The sequence below is a fragment of the Nitrosomonas sp. Nm33 genome (assembly GCF_900107265.1).
GTDB lineage: Bacteria > Pseudomonadota > Gammaproteobacteria > Burkholderiales > Nitrosomonadaceae > Nitrosomonas.
Map to the genome: position 1 here is coordinate 1 of NZ_FNPJ01000022.1, position 25,309 is coordinate 25,309.

At 44.4% G+C, this 25,309-nt stretch carries 23 protein-coding genes; 17 read left to right on the plus strand and 6 right to left on the minus strand.

What is annotated here, in order from left to right; all coding sequences use genetic code 11:
• Window positions 1–92 precede the first annotated feature (92 nt).
• Complete coding sequence (locus tag BLV54_RS06465) at window positions 93–203, minus strand: PIN domain-containing protein (protein WP_218132332.1); 111 nt, start codon at window positions 201–203, stop codon at window positions 93–95.
• Window positions 204–1,846: 1,643 nt separating this feature from the next.
• On the opposite strand from BLV54_RS06465, the gene BLV54_RS06475 reads away from it, so the two are divergent.
• The 10 genes from BLV54_RS06475 to metK all read left to right on the plus strand — a co-directional run bounded on the left by BLV54_RS06475 (window position 1,847) and on the right by metK (window position 14,381).
• Window positions 1,847–2,380, plus strand: a complete 534-nt coding sequence (locus tag BLV54_RS06475) for an Hsp20/alpha crystallin family protein (RefSeq protein ID WP_090569455.1) — start codon at window positions 1,847–1,849, stop codon at window positions 2,378–2,380.
• A 365-nt stretch (window positions 2,381–2,745) separates the two neighbouring features.
• Window positions 2,746–3,783 (plus strand): PstS family phosphate ABC transporter substrate-binding protein, encoded by a 1,038-nt coding sequence (locus BLV54_RS06480; RefSeq protein ID WP_218132333.1) that lies wholly within the window; start codon window positions 2,746–2,748, stop codon window positions 3,781–3,783.
• 72 nt (window positions 3,784–3,855) lie between these two features.
• On the plus strand, window positions 3,856–5,238 hold the full coding sequence (gene pstC, locus BLV54_RS06485; RefSeq protein ID WP_090569457.1) for a phosphate ABC transporter permease subunit PstC: 1,383 nt from the start codon (window positions 3,856–3,858) through the stop codon (window positions 5,236–5,238).
• Window positions 5,231–6,529 carry a phosphate ABC transporter permease PstA gene (pstA, locus tag BLV54_RS06490; protein ID WP_090569460.1) on the plus strand — a complete coding sequence of 433 codons (1,299 nt, stop codon included), beginning with the start codon at window positions 5,231–5,233 and terminating at the stop codon, window positions 6,527–6,529. The genes pstC and pstA overlap by 8 nt, the downstream gene beginning before the upstream one ends.
• Before the next feature lie 23 nt (window positions 6,530–6,552).
• Window positions 6,553–7,452 carry a phosphate ABC transporter ATP-binding protein PstB gene (pstB, locus tag BLV54_RS06495; protein ID WP_090569463.1) on the plus strand — a complete coding sequence of 300 codons (900 nt, stop codon included), beginning with the start codon at window positions 6,553–6,555 and terminating at the stop codon, window positions 7,450–7,452.
• A 29-nt stretch (window positions 7,453–7,481) separates the two neighbouring features.
• Entirely contained in the window at window positions 7,482–8,183 is a 702-nt protein-coding gene (gene phoU / locus BLV54_RS06500) for a phosphate signaling complex protein PhoU (protein ID WP_176969698.1), read from the plus strand.
• A gap of 174 nt (window positions 8,184–8,357) precedes the next feature.
• Window positions 8,358–9,194: an EcsC family protein gene (locus BLV54_RS06505; protein ID WP_090569469.1), complete on the plus strand. Its 837-nt coding sequence runs from the start codon at window positions 8,358–8,360 to the stop codon at window positions 9,192–9,194.
• A 276-nt stretch (window positions 9,195–9,470) separates the two neighbouring features.
• Window positions 9,471–9,950, plus strand: coding sequence for an HMA2 domain-containing protein (locus tag BLV54_RS06510; RefSeq protein ID WP_090569472.1), 480 nt, complete (start codon window positions 9,471–9,473; stop codon window positions 9,948–9,950).
• 85 nt (window positions 9,951–10,035) lie between these two features.
• Window positions 10,036–13,197 carry a cation-translocating P-type ATPase gene (locus tag BLV54_RS06515; protein WP_090569475.1) on the plus strand — a complete coding sequence of 1,054 codons (3,162 nt, stop codon included), beginning with the start codon at window positions 10,036–10,038 and terminating at the stop codon, window positions 13,195–13,197.
• Entirely contained in the window at window positions 13,194–14,381 is a 1,188-nt protein-coding gene (metK, locus tag BLV54_RS06520; protein WP_090569477.1) for a methionine adenosyltransferase, read from the plus strand. Before BLV54_RS06515 ends, metK begins: the two co-directional genes overlap by 4 nt.
• A 105-nt stretch (window positions 14,382–14,486) precedes the next feature.
• Here the strand turns inward: metK and BLV54_RS06525 are convergent, their stop codons facing one another.
• The 3 genes from BLV54_RS06525 to BLV54_RS06535 form a co-directional block, all read right to left on the minus strand.
• The gene (locus BLV54_RS06525; RefSeq protein ID WP_090569480.1) at window positions 14,487–14,987 is read right to left on the minus strand and encodes an HMA2 domain-containing protein; all 501 of its coding nucleotides are present in this window, start codon (window positions 14,985–14,987) and stop codon (window positions 14,487–14,489) included.
• A gap of 4 nt (window positions 14,988–14,991) precedes the next feature.
• Window positions 14,992–15,348, minus strand: a complete 357-nt coding sequence (locus BLV54_RS06530; protein ID WP_090569482.1) for a DUF5132 domain-containing protein — start codon at window positions 15,346–15,348, stop codon at window positions 14,992–14,994.
• A gap of 170 nt (window positions 15,349–15,518) precedes the next feature.
• On the minus strand, window positions 15,519–15,809 hold the full coding sequence (locus BLV54_RS06535; protein WP_090569485.1) for an HMA2 domain-containing protein: 291 nt from the start codon (window positions 15,807–15,809) through the stop codon (window positions 15,519–15,521).
• Between the two features lie 272 nt (window positions 15,810–16,081).
• Here BLV54_RS06535 and BLV54_RS06540 point away from each other — a divergent pair, with 272 nt between their 5' ends.
• Window positions 16,082–17,101 carry a sodium:calcium antiporter gene (locus tag BLV54_RS06540; protein WP_090569488.1) on the plus strand — a complete coding sequence of 340 codons (1,020 nt, stop codon included), beginning with the start codon at window positions 16,082–16,084 and terminating at the stop codon, window positions 17,099–17,101.
• A 220-nt stretch (window positions 17,102–17,321) separates the two neighbouring features.
• On the opposite strand, the gene BLV54_RS06545 is transcribed toward BLV54_RS06540, so the two are convergent.
• Window positions 17,322–18,332: a magnesium transporter gene (locus tag BLV54_RS06545; RefSeq protein ID WP_090569491.1), complete on the minus strand. Its 1,011-nt coding sequence runs from the start codon at window positions 18,330–18,332 to the stop codon at window positions 17,322–17,324.
• Window positions 18,333–19,459: 1,127 nt separating this feature from the next.
• Window positions 19,460–20,014: an acyltransferase family protein gene (locus BLV54_RS06555; protein ID WP_256329218.1), complete on the minus strand. Its 555-nt coding sequence runs from the start codon at window positions 20,012–20,014 to the stop codon at window positions 19,460–19,462.
• A 459-nt stretch (window positions 20,015–20,473) separates the two neighbouring features.
• On the opposite strand from BLV54_RS06555, the gene BLV54_RS06560 reads away from it, so the two are divergent.
• The 6 genes from BLV54_RS06560 (at window position 20,474) to BLV54_RS06580 (ending at window position 24,990) form a co-directional block, all read left to right on the plus strand.
• Window positions 20,474–21,055: an RNA polymerase sigma factor gene (locus tag BLV54_RS06560; protein ID WP_090569501.1), complete on the plus strand. Its 582-nt coding sequence runs from the start codon at window positions 20,474–20,476 to the stop codon at window positions 21,053–21,055.
• Window positions 21,052–21,429 (plus strand): DUF3619 family protein, encoded by a 378-nt coding sequence (locus tag BLV54_RS06565; protein ID WP_090569504.1) that lies wholly within the window; start codon window positions 21,052–21,054, stop codon window positions 21,427–21,429. Before BLV54_RS06560 ends, BLV54_RS06565 begins: the two co-directional genes overlap by 4 nt.
• Window positions 21,430–21,467: 38 nt before the next feature.
• Window positions 21,468–21,794, plus strand: a complete 327-nt coding sequence (locus BLV54_RS06570) for a DUF3106 domain-containing protein (RefSeq protein WP_256329219.1) — start codon at window positions 21,468–21,470, stop codon at window positions 21,792–21,794.
• A gap of 100 nt (window positions 21,795–21,894) precedes the next feature.
• Complete coding sequence (locus BLV54_RS15480; protein ID WP_143032437.1) at window positions 21,895–22,089, plus strand: hypothetical protein; 195 nt, start codon at window positions 21,895–21,897, stop codon at window positions 22,087–22,089.
• A gap of 130 nt (window positions 22,090–22,219) precedes the next feature.
• A complete protein-coding gene (locus tag BLV54_RS06575; RefSeq protein ID WP_090569509.1) occupies window positions 22,220–24,523 on the plus strand; it encodes a cyanophycin metabolism-associated ABC transporter in 2,304 nt (767 codons plus the stop codon).
• Window positions 24,520–24,990, plus strand: a complete 471-nt coding sequence (locus BLV54_RS06580; protein WP_090569514.1) for a cyanophycin metabolism-associated DUF1854 family protein — start codon at window positions 24,520–24,522, stop codon at window positions 24,988–24,990. The genes BLV54_RS06575 and BLV54_RS06580 overlap by 4 nt, the downstream gene beginning before the upstream one ends.
• Window positions 24,991–25,309 lie beyond the last annotated feature (319 nt).

Here is a 25,309-nt window from a genome sequence, read left to right on the forward strand (position 1 = left end):
TCGAATATTGAGTGCGCTTCTTACTCATCGTCATTAAGCTCCTTTTTAATTTTGTCAGAGCTTAACAATCTGTACAGTTTTTGGGGACCACTTCAGGTAATGGGAATGGCTACATCATTTTCTTCAAAGTTTTTAATGGAGTTGTGATCGAAAAGTAAAACAGAAGTATCCAATACATAAATTTTTTTAGCGCGTTTCGCCATGATTTTTGATGTGATTTATTATCACTAGAAGAGGTGCATAAGAAAATATACACCCTTTTTTATCAAAAAAACCACATAAAAATTTGTGCCCAAATATTCCCGGCCACTTTTATTTTTTGATTCAATGGGTCCCTGACCTGATCATAGAAGTGCTTGGCATTCCAATCTGAATGGCAACTGCGATATTGCTCGGTCAATCGTATAACTCCATCTACTGGTGCCCGCTGGTGTGATATCCGCATAGGTCGCTTATCCATCAGCGTTTTCAATCAACCTTTCTCATAACGGTTTACCTAACGACGAAATATTCGATCACTTACCCAAACAGCAGCGTTGCTTCCGCTTGCATGAAGTAGCGTCTTTCCCAATCTCCATATGTTTTTTCAAATCATATTTCCGTTTCTCCTGTATCATTCCACCCGTTTCATCTGAATCCCCTTCGGTTTCAGATGAAAATTATCAGATCATTTGTTACAAGCCTGGGCAAGTTTATTGGTTGATTAAGGGTTTTTTTATATGTGTAATTAAATTGTCACATGAAGTAGATATCTTAGTGTTTCAGGCTTAATCCTGAAGATATGATTTTGATAGAACTTTTTATGTGAGGAAATAATGAATACAAAAGCAAGAGCAATAACGACGCTGGCGCGCTGTTATTTAAGATTGGTTGCGCAAATAGTGATTCTGGTGGTTTCAGGCTTGATTCTAAGAGTATGATTTTAATAAAGCTTTTCATGTGAAAAATAATAAATACAGAAGCAAGAAATGAAGAACCTCCCCCAGGGGGCGAGGTATAGGAAGGGTAGGGCTCATATATTTTGAGCTATCAATAGTTGATTTAATTCATATTCATTTGACCTGACTTCACTGCGTCACAGAGCTGGCTTTCCTCTAATTGCAGAGATGTTCATTCCGTTGGTTAATGCCGATATAGCCTGGGCCAGGGTTCCCCACATCGGTCCAACCATGCCACAGCGCAACATACCTGTTATCACCTTTTCCGATTAATCAGTGACTGTCTGATTGTCGTGACATGCAATGTTCCAGATAAAATCCATTAGTACCCGTGCAATAGCCATGGTCGTCTATTGAGTGTTGTATCGGCAATACGCTTGCTTGTCACCTTTATCGCATCAATATATTCCTGCAAAACTAATTGAATAGATGGATAAGCCCGGTTGCTGCTAGGTTGCGGTAAACCACAGCAGCGTTGCTTCTACCTGCGTGAGGTAATATCTTTCCTAACCTTCTTATGCTTCTTCAAATCGTATCATTTCTGTCGCTACTCCGTTCGTCTTATCTAAAACCTGCCGTCGGATTCAGATAAAACCAATCAGATCAATTGCTATAAATCCGAGCAGTTTATTTGTTTTCTATATAAGTGTTAGCACGTATATTCTTTTGTTATTTATTGTTTATTATAGATATTGATTTCAATATTAGACCCTTATTTCATCTTATTTTCTTACATTAAAACTTGGAGATCGATCGAATGAGAAAGGGAATAGCGGAATCTCCAATCAAGACTACGCTGCTAATTAAAAAGGCGACAATTAAGTAATTCATGCTTCTTTTTGTAGCTTCTGGTTTGAGAAGCTAATTGACTTAAAAAATGGTCGCTTTCATAGATAAGGAGAACTATTATGACAAGTACCAAACGTCCATCTCAGCCAAGTGAAATAAGTGCCGAGAAACCACCTTCTACTCCCCTTGGTGAGACAACAGCCACACAACCGCCTCCTGGAGAGACCACTATTATAAAACCATCTTCAGTTCTGCCCAGTAATGTCACTGATCTACTTGTTACTCTTGGAGATTGGCTCGGTAATGTAGGCATACATATAGGAGAAATTCCACAAATGAAAGCTGATTTAATCGAAAATCCTTCTGCTTATACTCTGCATGCAGATATTCCTGGTGTAAATAAAAGCGACATAAAAGTTCAATTGGAAAGTAGCTGTGTTGTCATTAGTGTTGAAAAAAAGAAAGAGGCAGAGCAAAAAGAAGGTGAAAGAATAATTTCTTGCGAACGCACTTGTGAACCAGTTTCCCGCACATTTAGACTGGATGAGGAAATAGATTTGAATAAGGCTCAAGCCCAATATGAAAATGGTGTGCTGAAATTGACATTGCCAAAAAAATATGTGAAAACAATCAAGGAGCTCCAAATCGCATAATTAAGGAAATTCTCCTGCCTGTAAACAGGGAATAATTTTTTTCTGCAAAGGAAGATAATTACGCCTAAGTTTGTAGGTGATGGTATACAGAGTAAAACGACAAGCTACTTTAACCTTATCCTGACTGAATTTATTTATTGAGGTCAGAAGCTAGGGTACACGCTTTAGTGAAGTTATGTGATCGAGATTACAAAAACGTTCATTCAGATGGCTTCATAGCTGGGAAAGCGAATCCTGTTTGGGATGCTATATGCACTTCGAGTGTCATAATCATGTAACAATAGCGCAGTATAACTTAGTCATGGTGAGGGAAATGTAATCATCCATTCTGAAACTGATCAGCGTGTTTTCTCGAGGAGAAAGAAGTGTCTGGAAAATCATTTATTCTGGCAGTTGTTCTAATGGTTTCTGCCGGTTCAGGCTTAACCCAAGCCGCACGCGATTATATTAGTATTGTTGGCTCCTCGACGGTTTATCCCTTTGCTACTGTAGTGGCTGAAACTTTCGGTAAAACATCTGGTTTTAAAACACCGAAAATTGAATCTACAGGTACAGGCGGTGGTTTTAAGCTCTTTTGTGGCGGGATAGGTGTGGAACATCCTGATATTACCAATGCTTCTCGTGCGATTAAAAAATCAGAGGTCGACTTGTGTGCAGCAAACGGTATCGCTGAGGCTATTGAGGTAAAAATTGGCTATGACGGTATTGCCATTGCCAGTTCCAAGAAAACTGAGCCATTGCAACTTTCACGGAAAGATCTGTTTTTAGCGCTAGCCAAGAATGTACCCGATCCCAAGGGCAGCGAAAAGCTGGTTCCCAATCCCTACAAGACCTGGAAGGATGTGAATTCAAAATTACCCAATGTTGCTATTGAAGTGCTGGGTCCGCCTCCCACCTCGGGTACTCGCGATGCATTTGTCGAGCTTGCCATGGAAGGGGGGTGTAAAAAGTTTGACTGGATTGCAGCGATAGAAAAAAAGGATGAAAAGCAATATAAGGCAATTTGTCAAACAATCCGTGAAGACGGCGCTTATGTCGAGGCAGGTGAAAACGATAACCTGATTTTGCAGAAGCTACAGGCAAATCCAAAAGCGCTGGGCATTTTCGGTTTTAACTTCCTGGATCAAAATATTGACAAGGTACAAGGTTCAGTCATTGACGGCGTTGCACCAACGTTTGACACGATCGCAGATCACAGTTATCCGATTTCCCGTCCGCTATTTTTTTATGTGAAGAAAGCGCATGTTGGCATGATTCCAGGAATCAAGGAATATTTAAACGAGTTTACCAGTGAAAAAGCTTGGGGTGATAATGGCTATTTATCAGACAGAGGCCTGATTCCTTTGCCAACCGCCGAGCGTGCTAAGGTTGCTCAGACTGTTAAGCAGCTAATTGCAAATTAATCTGTAATTAACCGATTGTAATAGGGTGAGGCAGTTGTACTCTGCGCCACCCTTGCAGACTTGATAGCATATATGCATACGCTTACTCTTGTTTTTATCTTGCTTTTATTAATGGTGGCCTGTTTCTATTTTGGGCGCCGGCGTGCTTTGGTAGTTTCGAATGGTGATATTCGGAAGCTCAACTCATTGCCTGTTTACTATGGCTACTACACAGCACTCTGGTGTGGTATTCCTGCGTTTATCATTTTTGCTTTTTGGCAGTTTTCTGAATCAGCGATTATCACAAATCTTGTTATTGCAGGTCTTCCTGAAGATGTCACCTCACTTTCAAAACAACAATTAAATCTTGTAATCAACGAAATTCGCAACATAGTAAACGGGAACATTGTAGCTGGCACGGCTCGCCCGGAAATCGCCGCAGCAGCTGACCGCTATCGAGAATTGCAGACTATCAGTAATATTGCATTATTCGTTGTGATGATGGCATTCGGTCTGACTGGCGCTGCCTATGCATTATCTCGTGTTGATCAGCAACATAGAGCACGCAATAAGGTTGAAAATACGATTCTGGTTTTTCTGATAGCTTGTTCTACCATCGCGATATTTACAACGTTGGGTATCGTATTGTCAGTTTTATTCGAGGCAATACGCTTTTTCCAGTCGGTGCCCATTACCGACTTTCTATTTGGATTGCAATGGAGTCCTCAAACTGCCATTCGACCCGGCCAGGTTGGTGCATCGGGCGCATTTGGTGCTGTCCCCTTGTTTGTTGGCACCATGCTGGTATCTGTCATTGCCATGGTGGTCGCTGTGCCCATTGGTCTGATGTCCGCCATCTATTTATCTGAGTATGCGTCGTCGCGTTTGCGTGCCTTGAGCAAACCGATGCTTGAAATTCTTGCTGGTATTCCAACAGTCGTATATGGATTCTTTGCAGCGTTAACGGTTGCTCCCTTTTTTCGAGGTTGGGGTGAGTCGCTGGGACTGGATATTTCATCTGAAAGCGCCTTGGCTGCAGGTGTGGTGATGGGAATCATGATTATTCCGTTTGTATCGTCACTTTCTGATGATGTGATCTATGCGGTGCCCCAATCATTGCGAGATGGCGCTTACAGTCTAGGGGCAACGCAATCTGAAACCATCAGAAAAATTGTTATACCAGCAGCGCTTCCTGGAATTGTAGCCGGTATCCTGCTGGCGGTGTCACGTGCCATTGGTGAGACCATGATTGTGGTAATGGCAGCGGGCCTCGCAGCAAACTTGACCATCAATCCATTAGAATCCGTTACGACTGTAACCGTCCAAATTGTCACTTTGCTGGTTGGCGACCAGGAGTTCGATAGTCCGAAAACACTGGCTGCATTTGCATTGGGACTGATGCTTTTTGTGGTAACGCTGATACTCAATGTGATTGCATTGTATGTGGTGAAAAAATATCGTGAACAATATGAATAAATTAGCCTCTTCTAGACCGAAAACGATTGATCTGATCAATGCAAGCCTGCCTAAACGACACTTATCTGAAAAGTTGTTTCGGAGTATTGGTCTGATATCCATCATGATGGGTCTGATGTTTCTTTTTATGCTGTTCTACGGCATTGTGTCAAAAGGTTACACTGCTTTTCAGCAAACATTCATTCAACTGGAAATGAATTTTGATGAACAGTTGCTCGATCCGGAAGGGACACGACACCGTGATGCGCTTTCTACTGTCGACTATAGTGGTCTAGTCAAAGCAAGCTTGGGCAAGATGTTCCCTGATGTAACTGATCGTAATGAAAAGCGCCTGTTATATAGTCTTGTCAGCACGGGTGCGACTTATCAGTTGAGGAAGATGGTTATGGATAAACCCGCTCTGATTGGGCAAGCCCAACAGGTATGGGTGCCGGCGGATGATGAGGTAGATATGTTAATTAAGGGACATGTGATGCGTGATGTGCCCGAGACAGAACGTCGTCTGCGGGATGTGCAGATTTCGTGGCTTGATCAGTTGGAAGCCAAAGAAAAGCTGGTGCTTAAGTTTAATACGGCATTTTTTACCAACGGTGATTCACGTGAACCGGAGCTGGCTGGAATATGGGGTGCATTGATGGGATCGATTTACACTCTGATCGTGACCTTGATATTATCGTTTCCAATGGGCGTTGCCACAGCAATTTATCTGGAAGAATTTGCTCCCAAAAATAAATGGACAGATTTAATCGAGGTTAATATCAACAATCTTGCTGCTGTGCCATCCATCATTTTTGGGCTACTGGGTCTGGCTGTGTTCATTAACTTCATGAGTTTTCCTCGTTCAGCACCACTGGTTGGAGGATTAGTGCTTGCCTTTATGACCTTGCCTACGATTATCATTGCCAGCCGTGGAGCCTTAAAGTCTGTTCCACCTTCCATACGTGAAGCGGCTCTTGGCGTGGGCGCATCAGCAATGCAGACAGTCTATTTTCATGTGTTGCCGCTTGCTATTCCAGGAATTCTTACGGGAACGATTATTGGCATGGCTCGCGCGTTGGGTGAGACAGCACCCTTGCTAATGATTGGCATGGTCGCTTTTATCGTTAATATACCATCAAACATATTTGATCCAGCGACGGTACTCCCAGTACAAATCTTCTTATGGGCAGACAGTCCAGAACGTGCATTCGTTGAACGTACCTCAGCAGCAATTATGGTGCTACTGGGGTTTCTTTTTATCATGAATGCGCTGGCGATCATCCTTCGCAAGAAATTCGAGCGGCGCTGGTAAAGTTATTCAGGAAAGGGGGTTTGATGGCCGATATCGTTGAAATAGAACAGCAAGACAATCAGATTGAACGTCGAAAAAAAGAGCGAAGAAAGCAAACCAGAATACACCTACAAACAGCCATAGTCACCCGGGATAACAGGCAAACTATAGGAGAGATTACCGTCGCTGATCCTCGCATACGCTGCACTGATATCGATGTTTTTTATGGCGACAAGCATGCCGTCAGGAATGTTACGCTCGACATCGGTCGCCAAGAGATTATTGCCATGATTGGTCCATCCGGTTGCGGAAAATCCACTTTTCTGCGTTGTTTCAATCGAATGAATGACACCATAGAAAACTGTCATGTGACCGGAAAAATCATGATGGATGGCCAAGATATCAATGACAAGTCAATTGATGTAGTGCCCTTGCGTGCCAAGGTTGGAATGGTTTTCCAGAAACCCAATCCTTTTCCAAAATCCGTATACGAAAACGTTGCATTTGGACCACGCATTCATGGTCTAGCCAAAGACAAAGTCGAGCTGGATGAAATCGTGGTGACAAGTTTGAAAAGAGCAGGGCTTTGGGAAGAAGTCAAAGACCGTCTTGATCAGCCAGGAACGAGCTTGTCCGGTGGGCAACAGCAGCGTTTGTGTATCGCGCGTGCGATTGCAGTCAATCCAGAAGTCATTCTCATGGATGAGCCTTGTTCTGCGCTTGATCCTATCGCGACTACCAAAATTGAAGAGTTGATGGATAAACTGTGTGCCGATTATTCAATCGTTATTGTAACGCACAACATGCAACAGGCTGCGCGTGTGTCGCATCGTACCGCGTATTTTCACCTCGGCGATCTAATCGAGGTCGGTACAACCGAACAGATTTTCACCAAGCCTGGGCATCAGTTGACTGAAGATTATATTACAGGCCGTTTTGGTTAAATGCTTAAAGCGAATCAAGGAGAATGAACATGTCTACCCGACTCGAAGGTCATACCTTTCGACGTTTTGATGGCGAGTTGTATCGCCTTCATACTGAGGTACTACAAATGGCTGGACTTGTTTATGATCAAGTCCAAATGGCGCTTGAATCTTTACAGCAGCAAAATCTGGATATTGTACGGATAGTAAATGAAAGAGAATCGCAGGTAGACGCTTTGGAAAAAAATATAGACAGTGCAATCACTGAAATACTGGCAAAACGCAGCCCGGTAGCTCGTGATTTGCGGGCCGTCATGGCTTTCTCAAAAGCAGTCACTGACCTTGAACGCTTAGGTGATGAAGCTACTAAAATAGCTTATATTGCTACAACCCTGTATAACAATGAGCACACTAACCCAAGTAATTATTTGCTCCGAGACGTCAGTGTAATGGGCAAACTTGCATGTGCCTTGCTAAAAGAAGCGATTGAAATTCTGGATGTTCTTGATCTGGAGAGAGCTGAAAAGCTGTTAAACAGCCATGATGATCTTGACGAAGAATTCCAGGCAGGTTTACGAAGGCTTACCACATACGTGCTAGAAGATGCGCGAAACGTTGGGCACATCATCAATATTGTGCTGGTCATGAAATCACTGATGCGTGTTGGTGAGCACGCTCGCAATTTGGCGGAGTATGCAGTGTATATGGTTAGCGGTGAGGATATTCGACATACCGAGATTGAACAAGCTTGAGCCAATACTTCATAGTTTAGTCTAGAGCTTTCCTTGCGATACGTCTGCTCATATCCAGCGCCATAACGCTGCTCCTGGTTTTTGCTAAAATCAAGCGATGAATATTAAACCTAAAAACGGTTTTTAGGTTTAAAGTTTAAACAAAATTTCTTTTACACCAACTACAGGTAAGAAATGACTGAAATCTTGCAACTTACGCCTGAGGATGCGGAGGCACTACGTGTTGCCCATCAGCGTCTGGAGCATCCCAGCATGGCGGCGCGCCTGACCAATTTTGTCGGTTTACCGATTGAGCGCAGCCTCAAGCTGTTGCCCAAGACTTGGCACGAGAACCTGCGTCAGGGCATGAACCATACCCTGCTGACTGCACTGGAAAGCGTTATCAGTCCCTTTGATAGCCAACCTGGCATACCTGCTCAAGAACGGTACCATAAGCTGTTGGCGGCCACTTCAGGGGCTCTTGGGGGATTCTTTGGTCTACCCGCTGTTATTGCCGAGTTGCCTATGTCCACAATCATTACTTTACGGGCTATTGCTGACATTGCGCGCAGCGAGGGTGAAGATCTGAGTGATTTGCACACCCGCCTTGCTTGCCTGGAAGTCCTGGCACTAGGCGGTCGCACTGAGGAGGATGATGCTGCAGAGGCCGGCTACTACGGCGTTCGCATAGTCTTGGCCCTGCACTTATCCAGGGTTCCGGAGAAGGTCTTGGAAAAAGGCATCCTTCAGCCATCCCACCCAGCCATGGTGGTATTGATCGCTGCTATTGCTGCCCGGTTCGGGGTCGTGGTTACTGAGAAGGCTGCAGTTCAGATGGTTCCCATACTGGGTGCCTTGAGTGGGGCGCTGGTGAATGTCATCTTCATCCAGCACTTTCAGGACATCGCTCGCGCTCACTTCTTGGTGCGCCGACTGGAGCGCAAATACGGTCCTGAGCTGATACGTCGGGAATACGAGAATTATAGCCGTGCAGAGCGGAGTCCAGTTAGCAGATCTATAAACGTGAACTGAGAAAAGTGATATGTGGGTTATGCAGCAGAAACGCAACGCCCGGCTAGCAGGCTGCTGAAAAACTATCTACGTTGCCGCTGCGGTGTTACAAACAGGCTCAAAATGCTCATTTATCAGATATAAACTCCGCTTTTTCGCCTGTTTTTGCCTATCATCGACTGCTTCGAATACGTTTTTCAACAGCCTGCTAGCTTAAAAAAGCTATTCCTTTTGTGGCTGCACAATACGCTTTAGTTACTGTCCAATTACTAAAATAATCTGTGCAGCAAAATTTATATGATGGCTAGCGATACAGAATCCAAATCAGCGCTGCAAGTTTCACCAAGTTCGGGTAAGAAATCCATTAAAATCCGGATAAAATCTGTGCACACCTGCGTACCGGGCAGAGCGCGCTATCACATAAATATCTTGTACCGTACATCTGCTTTGGGCCAGAAGCTGGAGCAGCAAATGGGAGCGATCTCAGGCATTATGGCAGTTAGAGTGAATAGCCTGACGGGGTCAGTAGTGATAGTTTATGGCAAAGATATCGCGCTGGATAAACTACCTTATTTGTTGCTTGAAGCCTGCAAGCGAGCGATTAAAAATCTTCGCTTCACCGGATCGTTAACCAAAACCGATGCAGCATTAGTTGATTTTGCTACCTATTTCGATTCGCTGTGGAAACGAACGCAAAAATCAGATATAAACTCCGCTTTTTCGCCTGTTTTTGCCTATCATCGACTGCTTCGAATACGTTTTTCAACAGCCTGCTAGCCTAAAAAAGCTATTCCTTTTGTGGCTGCACAATACGCTTTAGTTACTGTCCAATTACTAAAATAATCTGTGCAGCAAAATTTATATGATGGCTAGCGATACAGAATCCAAATCAGCGCTGCAAGTTTCACCAAGTTCGGGTAAGAAATCCATTAAAATCCGGATAAAACCTGTGCACACCTGCGTACCGGGCAGAGCGCGCTATCACATAAATATCTTGTACCGTACATCTGCTTTGGGCCAGGAGCTGGGGCAGCAAATGGGAGCGATCTCAGGTATTAGGGCAGTTAGAGTGAATAGTTTGACTGGGTCAGTAGTGATAGTTTATGGCAAAGATATCGCGCTGGATAAACTACCTTATTTGTTGCTTGAAGCCTGCAAGCGAGCGATTAAAAATCTTCGCTTCACCGGATCGTTAACCAAAACCGATGCAGCATTAGTTGATTTTGCTACCTATTTCGATTCGCTGTGGAAACGAACGCAAAACTTATTTACTTCACCACAGGATACCCCCGTAAGTCCAAGGGCACCTCAAGATAATACCGATTGGCATATCCTTGATACAAACCAGATCTTAGAAAAATTCCATGTGGATGCGCAGCAAGGTTTGGATAAAAATTCGGTCCAACGAATGCTGCAACTGTACGGCTTGAATCAATTGCCGGAAATCGCCAGACGTTCACCTATTAGCATGTTTCTTGAGCAGTTGCTTACGCTACCGGTAGGTTTGCTCGCAGCATCCACGCTAGTCTCATTAGCAACAGGCGGGATATTGGATGCAGGCATTATTATGGGTGTAGTGCTTGTTAATGCAAGTATCGGTTTTTATACAGAAATGCAGGCGGAAAAAATTATCAGTTCACTGACAAAAATTACTCCGCGGAATGCGCAGGTCATTCGTGACGGTGAGCTCCAGCCCATACCACATGCGAGTGTAACTGTCGGCGATATTGTGGTGCTGCAGCCCGGTGATTTTGTCGCTGCAGATGCGCGTGTAATTAAAACCAGTCAGCTTACCGTGGACGAATCAGCCTTAACTGGTGAGAGCATGCCCGTTTCAAAAATTGCGCTTCCCCTTGCGAGACAAGATACGCCGCTCGCAGACCGGCGCAACATGGTGTACATGGGCACCATGATAACCGGCGGCAATGGCGTAGGTATTGTCATCGCGACCGGTGTCAATACACAAATTGGACAAATACAAAGTCTCGTTGGTGAGGCGCGCCCGCCTGAAACACCGATGCAACAGGAATTAGATCATATTGGTACCCAATTAGCGCTCGCGAGTGGTGCAATCTGTTTGGGTATGTTTGCGCTAGGAATGTTGCGCGGTTATGGCTTATTGCAAATGTTGAAGAGTTCTATATCACTGGCCGTAGCAGCAGTGCCGGAAGGATTGCCGGCTGTGGCCACTACCACGCTTGCACTCGGCATTCGCAAGATGCGCAAATATAATGTAGCGGTACGCCATCTTGACGCAGTAGAAACGCTAGGTTCGGTACAAGTTTTTTGCCTGGATAAAACCGGTACATTAACCTTAAACCGAATGACTGCCGTTACGGCCCATGTGGGTAGCAAGCGCTATCTCGTGTCTGGTGAACAATTACTCATAGGCGATAAACCTGTATCAGGATTTTCCGATGACAGTTATCGGCGTTTTCTGGAAATTATCAGCCTTTGTAATGAATCGATGCTGCCAAATAGCAGGCAGCAAACCCGCTTGAACGGTACACCCACAGAAAATGCCCTGTTGGAGTTAGCCAGATTCAGCGGCTTGGATATTACATCATTGCGGCAGTTATACCCCTACTACAAAATCAAGTACCGTGCGGAGAATCAACCGTATATGTGTACTTTTCACCGCTTGCCGCATGAGCGCTACCTCATTGCCGTGAAAGGGAGTCCGCAAGAAGTATTAGCCTTATGTGATTTTTACCAAGACCAAGGTGGCATACATCCCATAGACGATGCTTTTCGTACCTCGGTAATTAATATTAATAATCAGATGGCGGGCGATGCATTGCGCGTGCTGGGTGTGGCTTACGCGGAGAAACCCATGCAAGAGGAAGAGGTCCCTGCCCATTTGACCTGGCTTGGGTTGGTAGGTATGACCGATCCCTTACGTACCGGCATGCCCGACTTGATGCGTTTATTCCATCGAGCTGGAATTCATACCGTCATGATTACAGGAGACCAGGCCAGTACTGCTTATGCAATTGGCAAACAACTGAATTTGAGCAACGGTAAACCGCTACAGATTCTGGATTCTACTCGCCTGGAAAAACTCGATCAGAAAATATTAAGCGGCGTGATTCACGATGTGCATGTATTTGCCCGTGTTAGCCCAGCCAACAAACTGCAAATTGTGCAAGCTATCCAGAAGACCGGCAAGATTGTCGCTATGACCGGGGATGGCATTAACGATGGTCCGGCACTAAAGGCGGCGAATATCGGAGTCGCCATGGGTGGCGCATCTTCCGATGTGGCGCGTTCGGTTTCAGATGTCGTGTTGGAAGACGACAACTTGCATACTATGATCGTTGCTGTGGAGCATGGGCGTACTATTTATAATAACATCCGCAAGTCCATTCACTATCTGATATCAACCAACATGTCCGAAATCGAAGTGATGCTGGCCGGTATTGCAGTGGGGGCAGGTGAAGTATTAAGTCCAATGCAACTTCTGTGGATCAATCTTGTAACCGATATATTTCCAGGGCTTGCTTTATCTATGGAGACACCGTCTGCAGATATCATGCTGCAACCGCCACGTGATCCTCAAGAGAAAATCATAAGGCGCCAGGATTTAATACGTATGGCGCGGGAATCCGCAATCATCACTACCGGATCTATGGCAGCATATGGCTACGGATTTTTACGCTACGGTATTGGTCCGCAATCTAACACCATACTTTTCAATTCGTTGACACTCGGGCAATTGCTCCATTCGATTACCTGCCGCTCGGAAACCCACTCAATATTTAGTCGTGGCGCATTGCCGCCTAATTCATATTTAAATTATGCTATTGGAGGGTCTGGTCTATTACAAGCTATGGTAATGCTGGTTCCTGGTTTGCGAAGCCGGCTTAGATCATCGCCCCTAAATGTACTCGATTTGTTAGTCGTTCTAGGGGGGGCTGCAGTCCCCATGCTGATCAATGACAGTTTCAAACACATCATCAAACAAAGTGGCGCAAACACATTGACCATTGATGTTTCACAAACAATTAAGGAGACGGCAACATGACAGCAAATTTTATATTTACGTCCGCGTCGGTAACTGCCGGGCATCCGGATAAATTGTGTGATCAAATCAGCGACGCCATTGTTGATCAATTCCTGCAACAGGATCCTTACTCGCGAATTAATGCGGAGTGTGCGGTAGCAAGTGGTGTGATATTCATTGCAGCGCGGTTTGCATCGAATGCGGTAGTGGATATTCCTGAGGTTACCCGCCATGTGATTGAGAATGCGGGCTATACTCAATCTGACTTTAATGCAAAAGATTGCACCATTCTTACCAATTTTGCTGAGTTGCCAACAGATGAATATGTCACACGTGATGAAACACAAATGAGTGATGCGGAGTTGGACAACATTACTGCAGAAAATCATGCAACAGTGTTCGGCTATGCCTGTAGGCAAACGCCGACCATGCTGCCTATGCCAATTTGGCTGGCACATCGATTCGCACGGCAATTGTCGCAGGTGCGTGAAAGTGAACGTATATCCGGTTTGTTGCCAGATGGAATGTCGGAAGTCGCAATTGAATACATAGACAACAAGCCGGAGCGCATTCACAGCATGGTGTTGGTTGCCAGTCACAATGAAGTTCGCTCCGATAATGTTAAAGATTTAAATGCTGCATTAATCAAATATGTGATTGAACCAGTTGTCGAACAAACCGGTATTCGTATTGATAAAGACACAAATATTTACATTAATCCACAAGGTCCTTTTTTTGGTGGTGGACCTAAAGTGCATGCAGGGCTTACGGGGAGGAAAGTGGCTATTGATGGGTACGGTCAATATTGCCGCATGGGCAGCGCTGCCCTGAGTGGAAAAGATCCATTGCGCATAGACCGTACAGGGAATTATATCGCCCGTTACGCTGCGAAAAATATCGTCGCGGCAGGACTGGCAGAAGAATGTGAAGTGTTGGTGAGTTACTGCATAGGTCTAGCGAAGCCGGTAACAGTTCAAGTCAATACTTTTGGTACTGGTAATATTTCCGATCATGACATTGCAGCGCGTTTACTCGATGTGATTGATTTCCGGCCAGGCGCTGTGATTAAACAATTCAATTTACGAACTTTACCGGCTAACAGGGATGGTTTTTACCGGAGACTTGCAGTGTATGGCCATGTGGGCAGGGACGATATTGAGTTGCCTTGGGAAAAAACGGATTTGATAAATTTATTATCCAGTTAGGGAGCTAAGAGAGCTCTGAACAACTGTCTTTACAAGCGAATTGCTGCATTTTGGGTAGCGCTCAAAAATTAGCGAGCGATGAAATGATTGTCCCTTTTCGTGTTGTTAAGGCTTTTTAGGTCTTATCAATTCAATGGCATACCAGAACAGGCTGATCGCATTGCCAAATACAGCACCTTGTGTGAGTTGTCGCGCAGCAAACATTACGAAGCTAATAAACAGGATAGAACGCAAATCTAGAGAACCATTACTGAATTCTTTTAAAGTAGAATCTAATGATGCAAACGTGTTTGAGGCTTTTTGCGCAGCAGTTTGTTGGTCAGTTGCTGTAAATACCTCGCCAGATTTTTCGATTTGATAATCTTTGGATTCGAAGTCAAGTAAGGGATGGTTTTTTATGCGCTCAATCAACGTATCTTGTTCGATCTCGCCATAAAGCAGCAAAACACTGCCAGTTAATACATTTGCCGTGACCTGCTTGACACCATCAAAACTACTACAATATACCTGCAAATCTTCAAAGAAAGATGGATCGTAGCGTTTCGCGGGTACTTTGAAACGAATTCTCCCGGGAGTAATATGGATAATTTGCGCTGACCATTTCATAAAGCTAGGATGTGGGAGGCGCTTTTTGTTCCGAAACTGTTTCAGACCCTGCTTCTGAGATATCTACGCTATCTTCGATAATCACTTCTGTTGTTGCCGTTGCAGATGCTGCTCTCGCCCGTTCCTCATCAATTTCTGCCCGGGCTTCTGCAACCAGATCTTCAACTACTTCTCCCAATTCGGCAGCAGTTTCACGACCCTTATTCAAAAGCAGAATGCCAGATTTGATCGCCGCACGCGCTAAAGGTCTTGCAGCTTGCACAACTGCGGGCAGTATGACCGGCGCCAGAATGGCTGCAGCAATGCCTATTGCAAAACCCTTGCCAGTACTACTTTTAAAAAAATCTTCGACTGACATCATCACCTCGAAATAAAAAGTGGGCAGTGTTCGTTCGGTGAATTAAAAATATAACTTTCAGTATAAGATGCTGATACTGAAAGTTATCAGATCAGCATAAGTTTAAAGCCAATACGTTATAGATTAATTTTCCTTATTCCATCAAGCATTGCGCAAATTTATAAATACCAATGTTATTCAACCAGATACGGCCGCAATTTTTCCGTATCTAAATCCGGAAATAATTTTTTTAAAGTTGCTAATAAGTGATCAGAATTTTTTGCATCCTTAATGGCATATTTATCATACTTGACCAGCACGCTGCCTGTCAGTGCATTGATTTCTACTTCAGTAATACACAGCGTATTCGATAATTCTATTTCTACTTTTTTTGCAAAAGTTTCATTATTTTTTACTTTATCAACTTTTAAGCGCACGCGTCCTGGAGAAAAATGCGAGATTCTGATGCCTGGAAAGCTAAACATGATGGATACTTTAATGATTAACTTAATTTAGAGCAAGTGATTCAGCTAAATTATTGCTGAGTACATGCACTTAAACATTGGTGTCTTATTGTTAGCAATCGATATATTGTACGAATTGATGGTATATAAGTAGACAGCTTATTGTCAATTTATGAATTCGTTGGCGTGTTTGACTGCCAATCCGAATTTAAGTAAAAAAGCAAAGGGACGTTTATTTTTTCTATAAACGTCTACAACACTACACTTTGTTAAGAAAGGAGGGCTTCTGCTTGATGATATCGCCCCACGCCTTACCTTGGCTGGAGTTCCTGCTCTGTCTGTCAGTAATCGGCTATGCCGGCGTCAAGCTGTCGGTATTCGGTGACGTTATCGCTGACAAGACCGGATTAGGCGGTAGCTGGGTCGGTGTGATAATGCTGGCAACTGTCACTTCGCTGCCCGAGTTGGTGACGGGTGTGATTTCCGTGACTGTCGCTGAACTGCCGGATATTGCTGTGGGCAATGCCTTGGGTGCCTGTGTCATCAATCTCTTCATTTTAGTACTATTGGACTTTTTGCACCGTGGCGAATCTGTCTTTCAGGAATCGAGCCAGGGCCACATCCTCTCGGCCAGTTTCGGTGTGTTGATGATAGGTTTTGTGGGCTTCAGTATCCTGCTATCCCACAACGGCTATCAGCTAAGTTTCGGGCACATGGGGTTTTACACATTCATATTAGTGATCATGTATGGTGTAGCCGTGCGCAGCGTTTTCCAATACGAAAAAAATCATGTGGCGGCTTTTGCCGATCACGCGCCAGATCGGCGGCCAGACCTGAGTCTCTTCCAGTCCGTGGCACGTTATGCGGCGGCCGCCGTGTTGGTGGTGATCGCGGCCATCGCGCTCCCTTTCGTAGGTGAGCATATCGCGCAGGATATGGGCTGGCAACGCAGCTTCGTGGGTACGGTATTTATCGCCTTGGCTACCAGCATCCCAGAGATGGTAGTCTCCATCGCTGCCATGCGCATTGGCGCACTGAATATGGCGATGGCCAGTTTGCTGGGCAGCAACTTGTTTACTATGTTCATCCTTGCGATCGACGATGTACTTTATACTCGCGGACCATTACTGGCTCATGTCTCGCCTGTGCATGGTGTTTCGGCATTCTCCGCGGTCATGATGACTAGTCTTGCCATTATCGGGCTTTTTTATCGGCCCAACGGCCGTGTTCTCCACACCGTCGGCTGGACGAGTCTCTTTATGTTCGTTGTCTACCTGCTCAACACGTATATTCTCTATCTGTATGAACATTGATGCTGGACAGTGAAGCAGGGTGTTCCTCCCACAACTGCGTTTAGTCAGATATGTCCAGCACGTGCTGCACTCTGCTGCTGGGGATCCCGTGTGTTGTCATTATCACTCTTCCCAAGGTGGCAAAATTGTTGACTGGAATGGTTTTTCCCGTTGCCCGGATGACCAAGCGCGATAAGTGGGGAAGCTCTGGATCATGCTGAAATACTATCTTGGCAGGCTGTTAGAAAACAAGCATACTTACGACCATGAAATACACTATCAAGCTCAAGATATCCTGGATGATTGTTGCGAGCGGACCGCTTCCATAAGCAGGATCAGTGCCTAATCGTTGCAGCAGCCATGGCAGAAACATCCCGATCGTCGATGCTAACGACGAGGCAATGACTAGCGACAACGAGACGGCTATCGCTAAATTGAAATCGGCAAAAACCACCCATATAAAGGGGAAAGTTAGCAAGCCCAGTATAACGCCGATAATCATTCCGGTACGCGACTCACCCATCACCAAATGATGCAAATCAGCTTGAGACAAGGATAGACCGCGTACCGCCACAGCTTCGCTTTGTGTTCCAATCGCATCGGCAATATATACCAGACCTGGTACAAAAAACGCGATCGCAACATTTCGGGTAAGCTCCGCTTCGAATGACGAAACTAGCAGTGCTGACAGCATCGAGCCAAGCAAGCCGACGATCAGCCAGGGTAAACGATGGCGTACGCGCCGTAACGGCGGCAATTCAAGAGCCTCACGTGCGACATCGGTCTCGCGCCCGATACCGACCAAGCGGTGTAAATCCTCGACGTGTTCGCGTCGCAGGATATGCATCAGCGCATCGGAAGGTACAGTGCCTAACAAAAAGTGATGATGGTCGACAACAGCCACAGCATTATGCCTATGATGCAGAGCAATCGATGCCACCCGTTCCTGATCAACTTCTGGATACACATATGGCGGATTTTTGTGCATGACATTATCGATATGTGCATTAGGTGCAGCTGCAAACAACTCGGAAATCGATATCACGCCGATCAACTTGCCAGCCAGCTCGGTTACACATATCAACTCAATATTTTCGTAAGCTTGTTTAGATAGATTTGCACGCACTGCAGCAACGGTTTCGGTTGGAAGTGCGCGTGGTACTGACGCAACCAAATAGCGACCAGCTGTTTCAAAATGTTGGCGAACTGTCGATAGCTTATGGCGAGTGGACTCAGCTTTGTGTTTATTCATGATTCTCCGGGATACAGGTGAAATAAGATTTTACTCGCGTTAAGTAAATGCATACAGGAAGAGCGCTATGAGACTGTTCCAAACGCTTTGATCAGCATGATTCTGGCTTTGTTAAACTTAGATTCCTCAGCCGATCGCTCGTTCTGGTGTTAATGTTATGAATATAATAATCTTTCTTATAAATTTCATTTGTATCTTGGGGGTGTTTCTGCTCCGGTGCAGATTGCGCGATTTTGCAAGCACATGGCTGTGTTGCACCTTGCCTTGTACTCGCAAAACCACACGCGCCATCCCGTCCAATTGAGGAATTTAGATTAAATTAACAACAATTCTATTTAACCTAAACGACTTGTCAGTATTCCCAGGAGACCGCTTATCATGTAGCCCAGAGGCGACCATAAGCACATCTTATTCGTGATTGGGCGGTTTTCAATCCACTTGAAAAGCAAATGACCACCCGCGATACTGGCACACACGGCAAGAATCATTCCAAATAAATTAATGCTGGGTTGGTGGGGTAAAAAACGAAAGAATGCCGCATTAATGATTAGGCATAACGGGAAATGAATGAGGAATATAGAATAAGATATACGGCCAAGGTAAATCAGAAAATTTGGGATGAGCCAACTTTCCAGAACGCTACATGGTCTGACTAAACCTAGTATGAGCGTTACCGTGCCGGTAACCGCGATGCGAGAGCGAAAGTCCACTAGTAAGGCTCCTATAACCAATAAACTTAGCAACATTAGCCAGAAGAAATAGTTTTGCCTGCTGGAAACCCAATAAACTAGAATGTCAAGACTGTATGAGCCAAAAAAATAGAAAGCAGTTTTATCCCAGTAATGATCTCTATTGAATATAAACAGAGAAATCGCGGTTAGCACAGTTATCAAAATTGGATTAATCCTAAATTCCTCAGTTGGAATTTAGAATGAAAATAGCTGTAATCTAATACTATCAACGGTTCATAGCCAAAAATGTTAACTGCTCCTCAGTTACAGTAAACAAGCTGAGAGCAAGGTGTGGCAACACTTTCAGCAGATTTTGATTATTTCACTAAAATCTCATCTGATTGGTAATGCCATGGATCTTTCAAAGAACCTTAATCAATAGGGTTCTTGAGCGATTTAGGAGTCTTCAACTGAGGAATTTAGGTTAATTAATTTTAGATCTGGATACCGGCTCTCGATTCGGTTCGAGAACCATAGCACAGTGACTGCAAGGACAAATAGTTGAAAATCAATCGCCACAAACCAAATACCCGCAGAGAGCACTTCCTGATTGAGCAGATCCTGCAGCAAAAATATATGCGTTATAAGCTGGAGGAAATTGGGTGTGTTGGGGATGGAGTCATGAATCATCCAGGCTCTTGCTAATGCTGCACATCCGATTGCTAAAGTGAGTGCAGCAAGATACGGAATGACCAGTCGAACATAGCGTTGCTTGATGATATGAATTGGATCAGTGACAAGAGATATTCCATAGGGTGCAAGTTTCCTGGCTGACAAAAATCCTGATATGACAAAAAAGATTGGTACAGCGAGTCGTCCGTATTCGCGAAGCCACTCAATTGAATTAGGAATCAAAGGATAGGCAAAATTCGGCATGGGACCATACAATGCCAGGTGATGACCAACGATCAGCAAACATGAAATTGCTTTGAGTGCATCAATAAGCGGCATTCTTGAAGAGCCTGTTTGCATTGACTTTATCGTTGTTGGTTATTCGAGATGAAAGAAGGATGCAAATCTGACTTTGTCGGCTTCTCCGCCGCATTATTTATACTGTCTGCGGCTCGCTCTTACGTCATGTTTGATTTGGAAATGAAAGAATAAGTTGCTGCTTCGTTATGTGTGCTCGCCCATTCGCCTATTTATATAATATGTCTCATGTTCTGCATTTTGTGCGCATTGCTCTGTATCCATTTCGCTCACTTATGCAAACCCTCTTTCGTTGTTAATAACAAAAAGATCAGCATTTTCTATCGTTATTGCATTAATATCTATTTTGCTACCTATTCCAAACCATCTTTCAATAGAAGCCTGGATTTGGCTTATTATTTATTCCTGAATAGAATTGAAAATTTTTTGTTACTATTGTGCCAAAAAATGATTCTAGTTCTTCATTTAAGGTAAATCATTCTGGCTACGCAACAAGAATTTTCAGATTTCCTCAGCAAGGTTGAACTGCGTGCATACAAGCAAGCATTGTTTGCAGTGCAAGATGAACACACGGCTTTGGATATTGTGCAGGATTCAATGATGAAGCTCACTGAGAAATATGCGGATAAATCGCCAGAAGAGCTCCCCCCCTTGTTTCAGCGTATTTTGCAGAATACTATTCGTGATTTTTTTCGAAGACAGAAATCCCGATCAATATGGATAACACTATTTTCGGCTTTCTCGCCTAACAATCATGATGAAAAAGAAAATGATGACTATGATTTGCTAGAAGTTTTGCCAATTTCAAAAGATTCTGGTTTTTGGGGTAACGACCCCCATAGGGAACTTGAGCAATCGCAATTAATCAATTTAGTCGAAAAGGCGTTAGAAACATTACCAGCGCGTCAACGAGAAGCCTTCCTGCTGCGTTATTGGGAAGAAATGGATGTAAGTGAAACCGCTAAGGTCATGGGTTGCTCAGAGGGAAGTGTGAAAACACATTGCTCTCGTGCAGCACATACGCTTGCTACTTTATTGAAAGAAAAAGGAGTCAAATTATGAACGAAGAAGATAGGATGGGAAAAGAAGTAGCCACACTATTGAATCGTAGTTTAGGTGATATTGACCAGCATACACTGCATCGATTGCAAGCGGCACGCAAAGCTGCCTTGGAGAACTATCAGCCAGAGAAGAAGATATTTCATGTCGGTGTGGGTATTTCTGCACATAGTGGAGAGGGGTGGTTTTTTGCACATGCCAACAAACTGTTTTTATCAATAGCTGTATTACTTATTTTGATGGGAAGTCTTCATTGGAAAGCAAATTACGAAATTGATGAAAATGCTGCAATCGACACGATGCTACTCGCTGACGATTTACCAATTGATGCTTATCTTGATAATGAGTTTGATCTATGGCTCGATTCCACTCGATAGTGGCATTGTATGTATGTGTTACATTTTCTACGGGAGCTTTGGCAGAATCAAAGCAGCCTTCATGGGCGGAACTTAAACCTTATCAAAAAATAATCTTGCATCCTCTTGAGCAGGATTGGGATACGCTGGAACCAAATCAAAAAAAGAAATGGGTGAAGATGACTAAATATTATTTAGAGAAGACGCCACAGGAGCAACAGCGGATACAATCTCAGATGCGTAGTTGGAGCGCCTTAACACCTGAACAGCGTAAGCAAGTTCGAGAACGATACAAAAAAATAAAAAAACTACCGACTGACAAACGTCAGGAAGTCAAACAAAAATGGCGTAAGCCAGAGGAATTACCAGAAAATAACAGTAAGTAATAATCATCAATCGATTAAATTAAGTTCCCTTGATGATTACTTTCCTGTGATGATTAAACCTAAAAACTGCAGTTAACCGCTTGATTGGAGAGTTAAGCCCATGACATATAGAGGCATTTTCGAAATTTTCTCATTCATCAGAATGGTGAGACCGCTACGAGGTGCATCATATGTCGCTCCAGGCACGAATGCGGCCTTGCTCTTCGTTGCAGGGGACGACCCTGCGGTCTCATCGCGCCTTGCCTCGTATCTGAATCACTACACGCTCCACCCCGCGTCCAACTGCGGTTTTTAGGTTAAACAGAATGCCTTGAATGAGTTAAAAAAGCTCATACTTGCTTGTTTGTGGCTTTAAGCTCTATTCATAAAAAGTATTTTACTTAAACCATTTTTCTTCCCTATTCTTCTTGATTGTACTTGAGCAAATGCAGCAGAATTTTTATCCATTGCATAGTGATGCTATGCATACGCTTCCTCCCGTCTGGGTTTCTCAAGTTGAAGCATGTTTGACAAATGAAGAAACCGTATCAGTCTGGCTAGAGATTGATCTTGATACTCAATTACATTTTTCTTCCGGGATAGTCGTGATAACTAATCGACGACTCATGGCAAAAATGGCGGAAGAAGAAAGCTGGCATGAGTGGAAGTATCAACCAGGTTTAGTATTGACGTGTCATGATCATGCCGGGGTAGGTAGTCTTGAGCTATTTGATGCACATGCGCGGCTTGCTCATTGGTGCTATACATTGAGCAGGGATGCTGGAGCAAATCGTCTTGTCGCGCATTTCACCCAACAACTCAATGCCCAGTTAACCGGGGACACCCAGATACAGCCCATAGCAGCTAAGTGTCCGAAATGTGCAGCAACTTTAACAGGTGATCAGGAAACATGTCCAGGATGTGATCAGGATGCTCATGTTCCTCCTTCCACTTGGACCTTGTTTCGTTTATGGCGCTTTGCGAAACCTTATAGATGGCGCTTGCTCACTGGTTTTCTGCTGATGCTAGGCGGTACGGCGGCCACGCTCGTGCCTCCCTATCTGACCATGCCTTTGATGGATAATGTACTGATTCCCTATCAGAACGGTAAGCCGATCGATGTTGATCTTGTTGTCATGTATCTTTCGGGTTTGCTGGGCGCAGCTTTTCTTGCCTGGATATTGGGTTGGTCACGAACTTATATCCTGGCTAAAGTATCCGAGCGTATTGGCGCAGATTTACGGACTACGACCTATCAGCATCTTCTTAAGCTTTCACATGAATATTTTGGTGGTAAACGAACAGGTGATTTGATGGCGCGCATTGGTGCGGAAACAGACCGTCTCAATCTTTTTCTTTCACTCCATCTGCTCGATTTTGCTACGGATGTGATCATGATGAGCATGACCGCCATCATTCTGGTTTCGATCAATCCCTGGCTGGCACTGGTGACACTGCTCCCTCTGCCAATTATTGCTTGGTTGATTCATTTGGTTCGTGACCGATTACGCACTGGTTTTGAGAAAGTCGATCGAGTTTGGGCAGAGGTCAATAATGTGCTGGCCGATACCATTCCCGGCATTCGTGTGGTCAAGGCTTTCGCGCAAGAAGATCGGGAAGTGGCGCGCTTTCGTGCGGCTAATCAACATAATCTGGAAATTAACGATCGGGTCAACAAGATTTGGGCGGTGTTTACGCCTACCGTGACGCTATTGACTGAAATTGGCTTGCTGGTGGTATGGATTTTTGGTATTTGGCAAGTATCGGAGAATCAGATTTCTGTCGGTGTATTGACTGCTTTTCTGGCTTATATTGGCCGTTTTTATCTAAGACTAGACTCAATGAGCCGGATTGTTTCAGTAACGCAGAAGGCAGCTGCTGGAACCAAACGTATTTTTGATATTCTTGATCATGTTTCTAGTGTGCCAGAGCCCATCAAACCTGCTCATTTACCTACGATCACAGGCCACATTGAATTGCGTAATATCGGTTTCCGCTATGGAACACGGAGCGTCACGCGAGATATCAGTCTGGTAATCGAGCCTGGGGAGATGATTGGACTGGTTGGGCATAGCGGTTCGGGTAAGAGTACACTTATCAATCTGATCTGCCGTTTTTACGATGTGAGCGAAGGTGCGATTCTGATCGATGGGGTGGATATTCGTTCACTGCCCGTAGCCGAGTATCGCAAACATATTGGTCTGGTGCTACAAGAGCCATTTCTTTTCTTTGGCACGATTGCAGAAAACATTGCTTATGGTAAGCCCAACGCAACGCGCAAGGAAATTATAGCTGCGGCACGCGCTGCGTATGCGCATGAATTTATCCTGCGACTACCTCATGGTTACGACTCTCTGGTGGGCGAACGCGGGCAAGCACTTTCAGGGGGCGAGCGCCAGCGTATTTCGATTGCCCGTGCCTTGCTGATTGATCCGCGCATCCTGATCCTCGACGAAGCGACCTCTTCTGTTGATAGCAAAACCGAGAAAGAGATTCAAGAAGCGCTCAATAATCTGGTCCATGGTCGTACAACGATCGCCATCGCCCACCGTTTGTCTACCTTGCGTGAGGCTAATAGATTGGTGGTGCTTGATGGGGGAAAAATCATCGAAATAGGCAATCATGCTGAACTGATGGCCAGCCGGGGATATTATTACCATCTTTACCAATCTCAGTCGCGTAATGTCGATATGGAAGATCATTTGCTCGAGCTGGATCCCAGAAGGGGTGCAAAGGGGGAGCGAGCATGAGTCAGCCTGATTATCAACTGAGTCGAAATGCCTTTGGACGACTGGTTTTCGTGGATAAAGATCAGCAGGTGCATGAAGGTATCGTGCCAGTACGAGCATTTCCAATTACAGCATCTGATCAGGGTATCGCGCTAGTCAATGCGCATGGTCAAGAACTGGCCTGGATCGAATGTCTGGCTGAGTTACCCGAAGAATTTCGTGCCCTGCTCAAGACAGAGCTTGCTAATCGTGAGTTTATGCCAGAGATAAAGCGTATTGATAAAGTGTCAAGTTTTGTCACTCCGAGCACCTGGTGGGTCAAAACGGATCGGGGAGATACTACCTTCATGCTCAAGGGTGAAGAAGATATCCGCCGTTTATCGTCTACTGCCTTGTTGATCACTGATAGTTATGGCATACATTTCCTGATTCGCGATCGTTCGATGCTTGATCGTCACAGCTGCAAATTGCTAGATCGTTTTCTTTAAATTTTGACAACAATACTATTTGTCTAAGATTCTTGAATTTCTGATAGTTACACTCGTTCAATTTAAATATGGGGCTGTAGTAGATTAGCTTGGATGTTAAGCTCATCTACTACAGCCCTTTTTATTTTTGATATTTTGGTGACATGAACTTGGCATGGAATATCAAGCTGAAAGCTATATCTACGCTCCTCTTTCTGTATCTACGCCCCTCCTGTATCTACGTTCCTATTTATAGGAAAAGAACGTAAATCTTTATATTGATGTAAACCGATTGACGCTAGATGCGTTAATTAAAATGTTACTCATTCCCAGTTTTCAA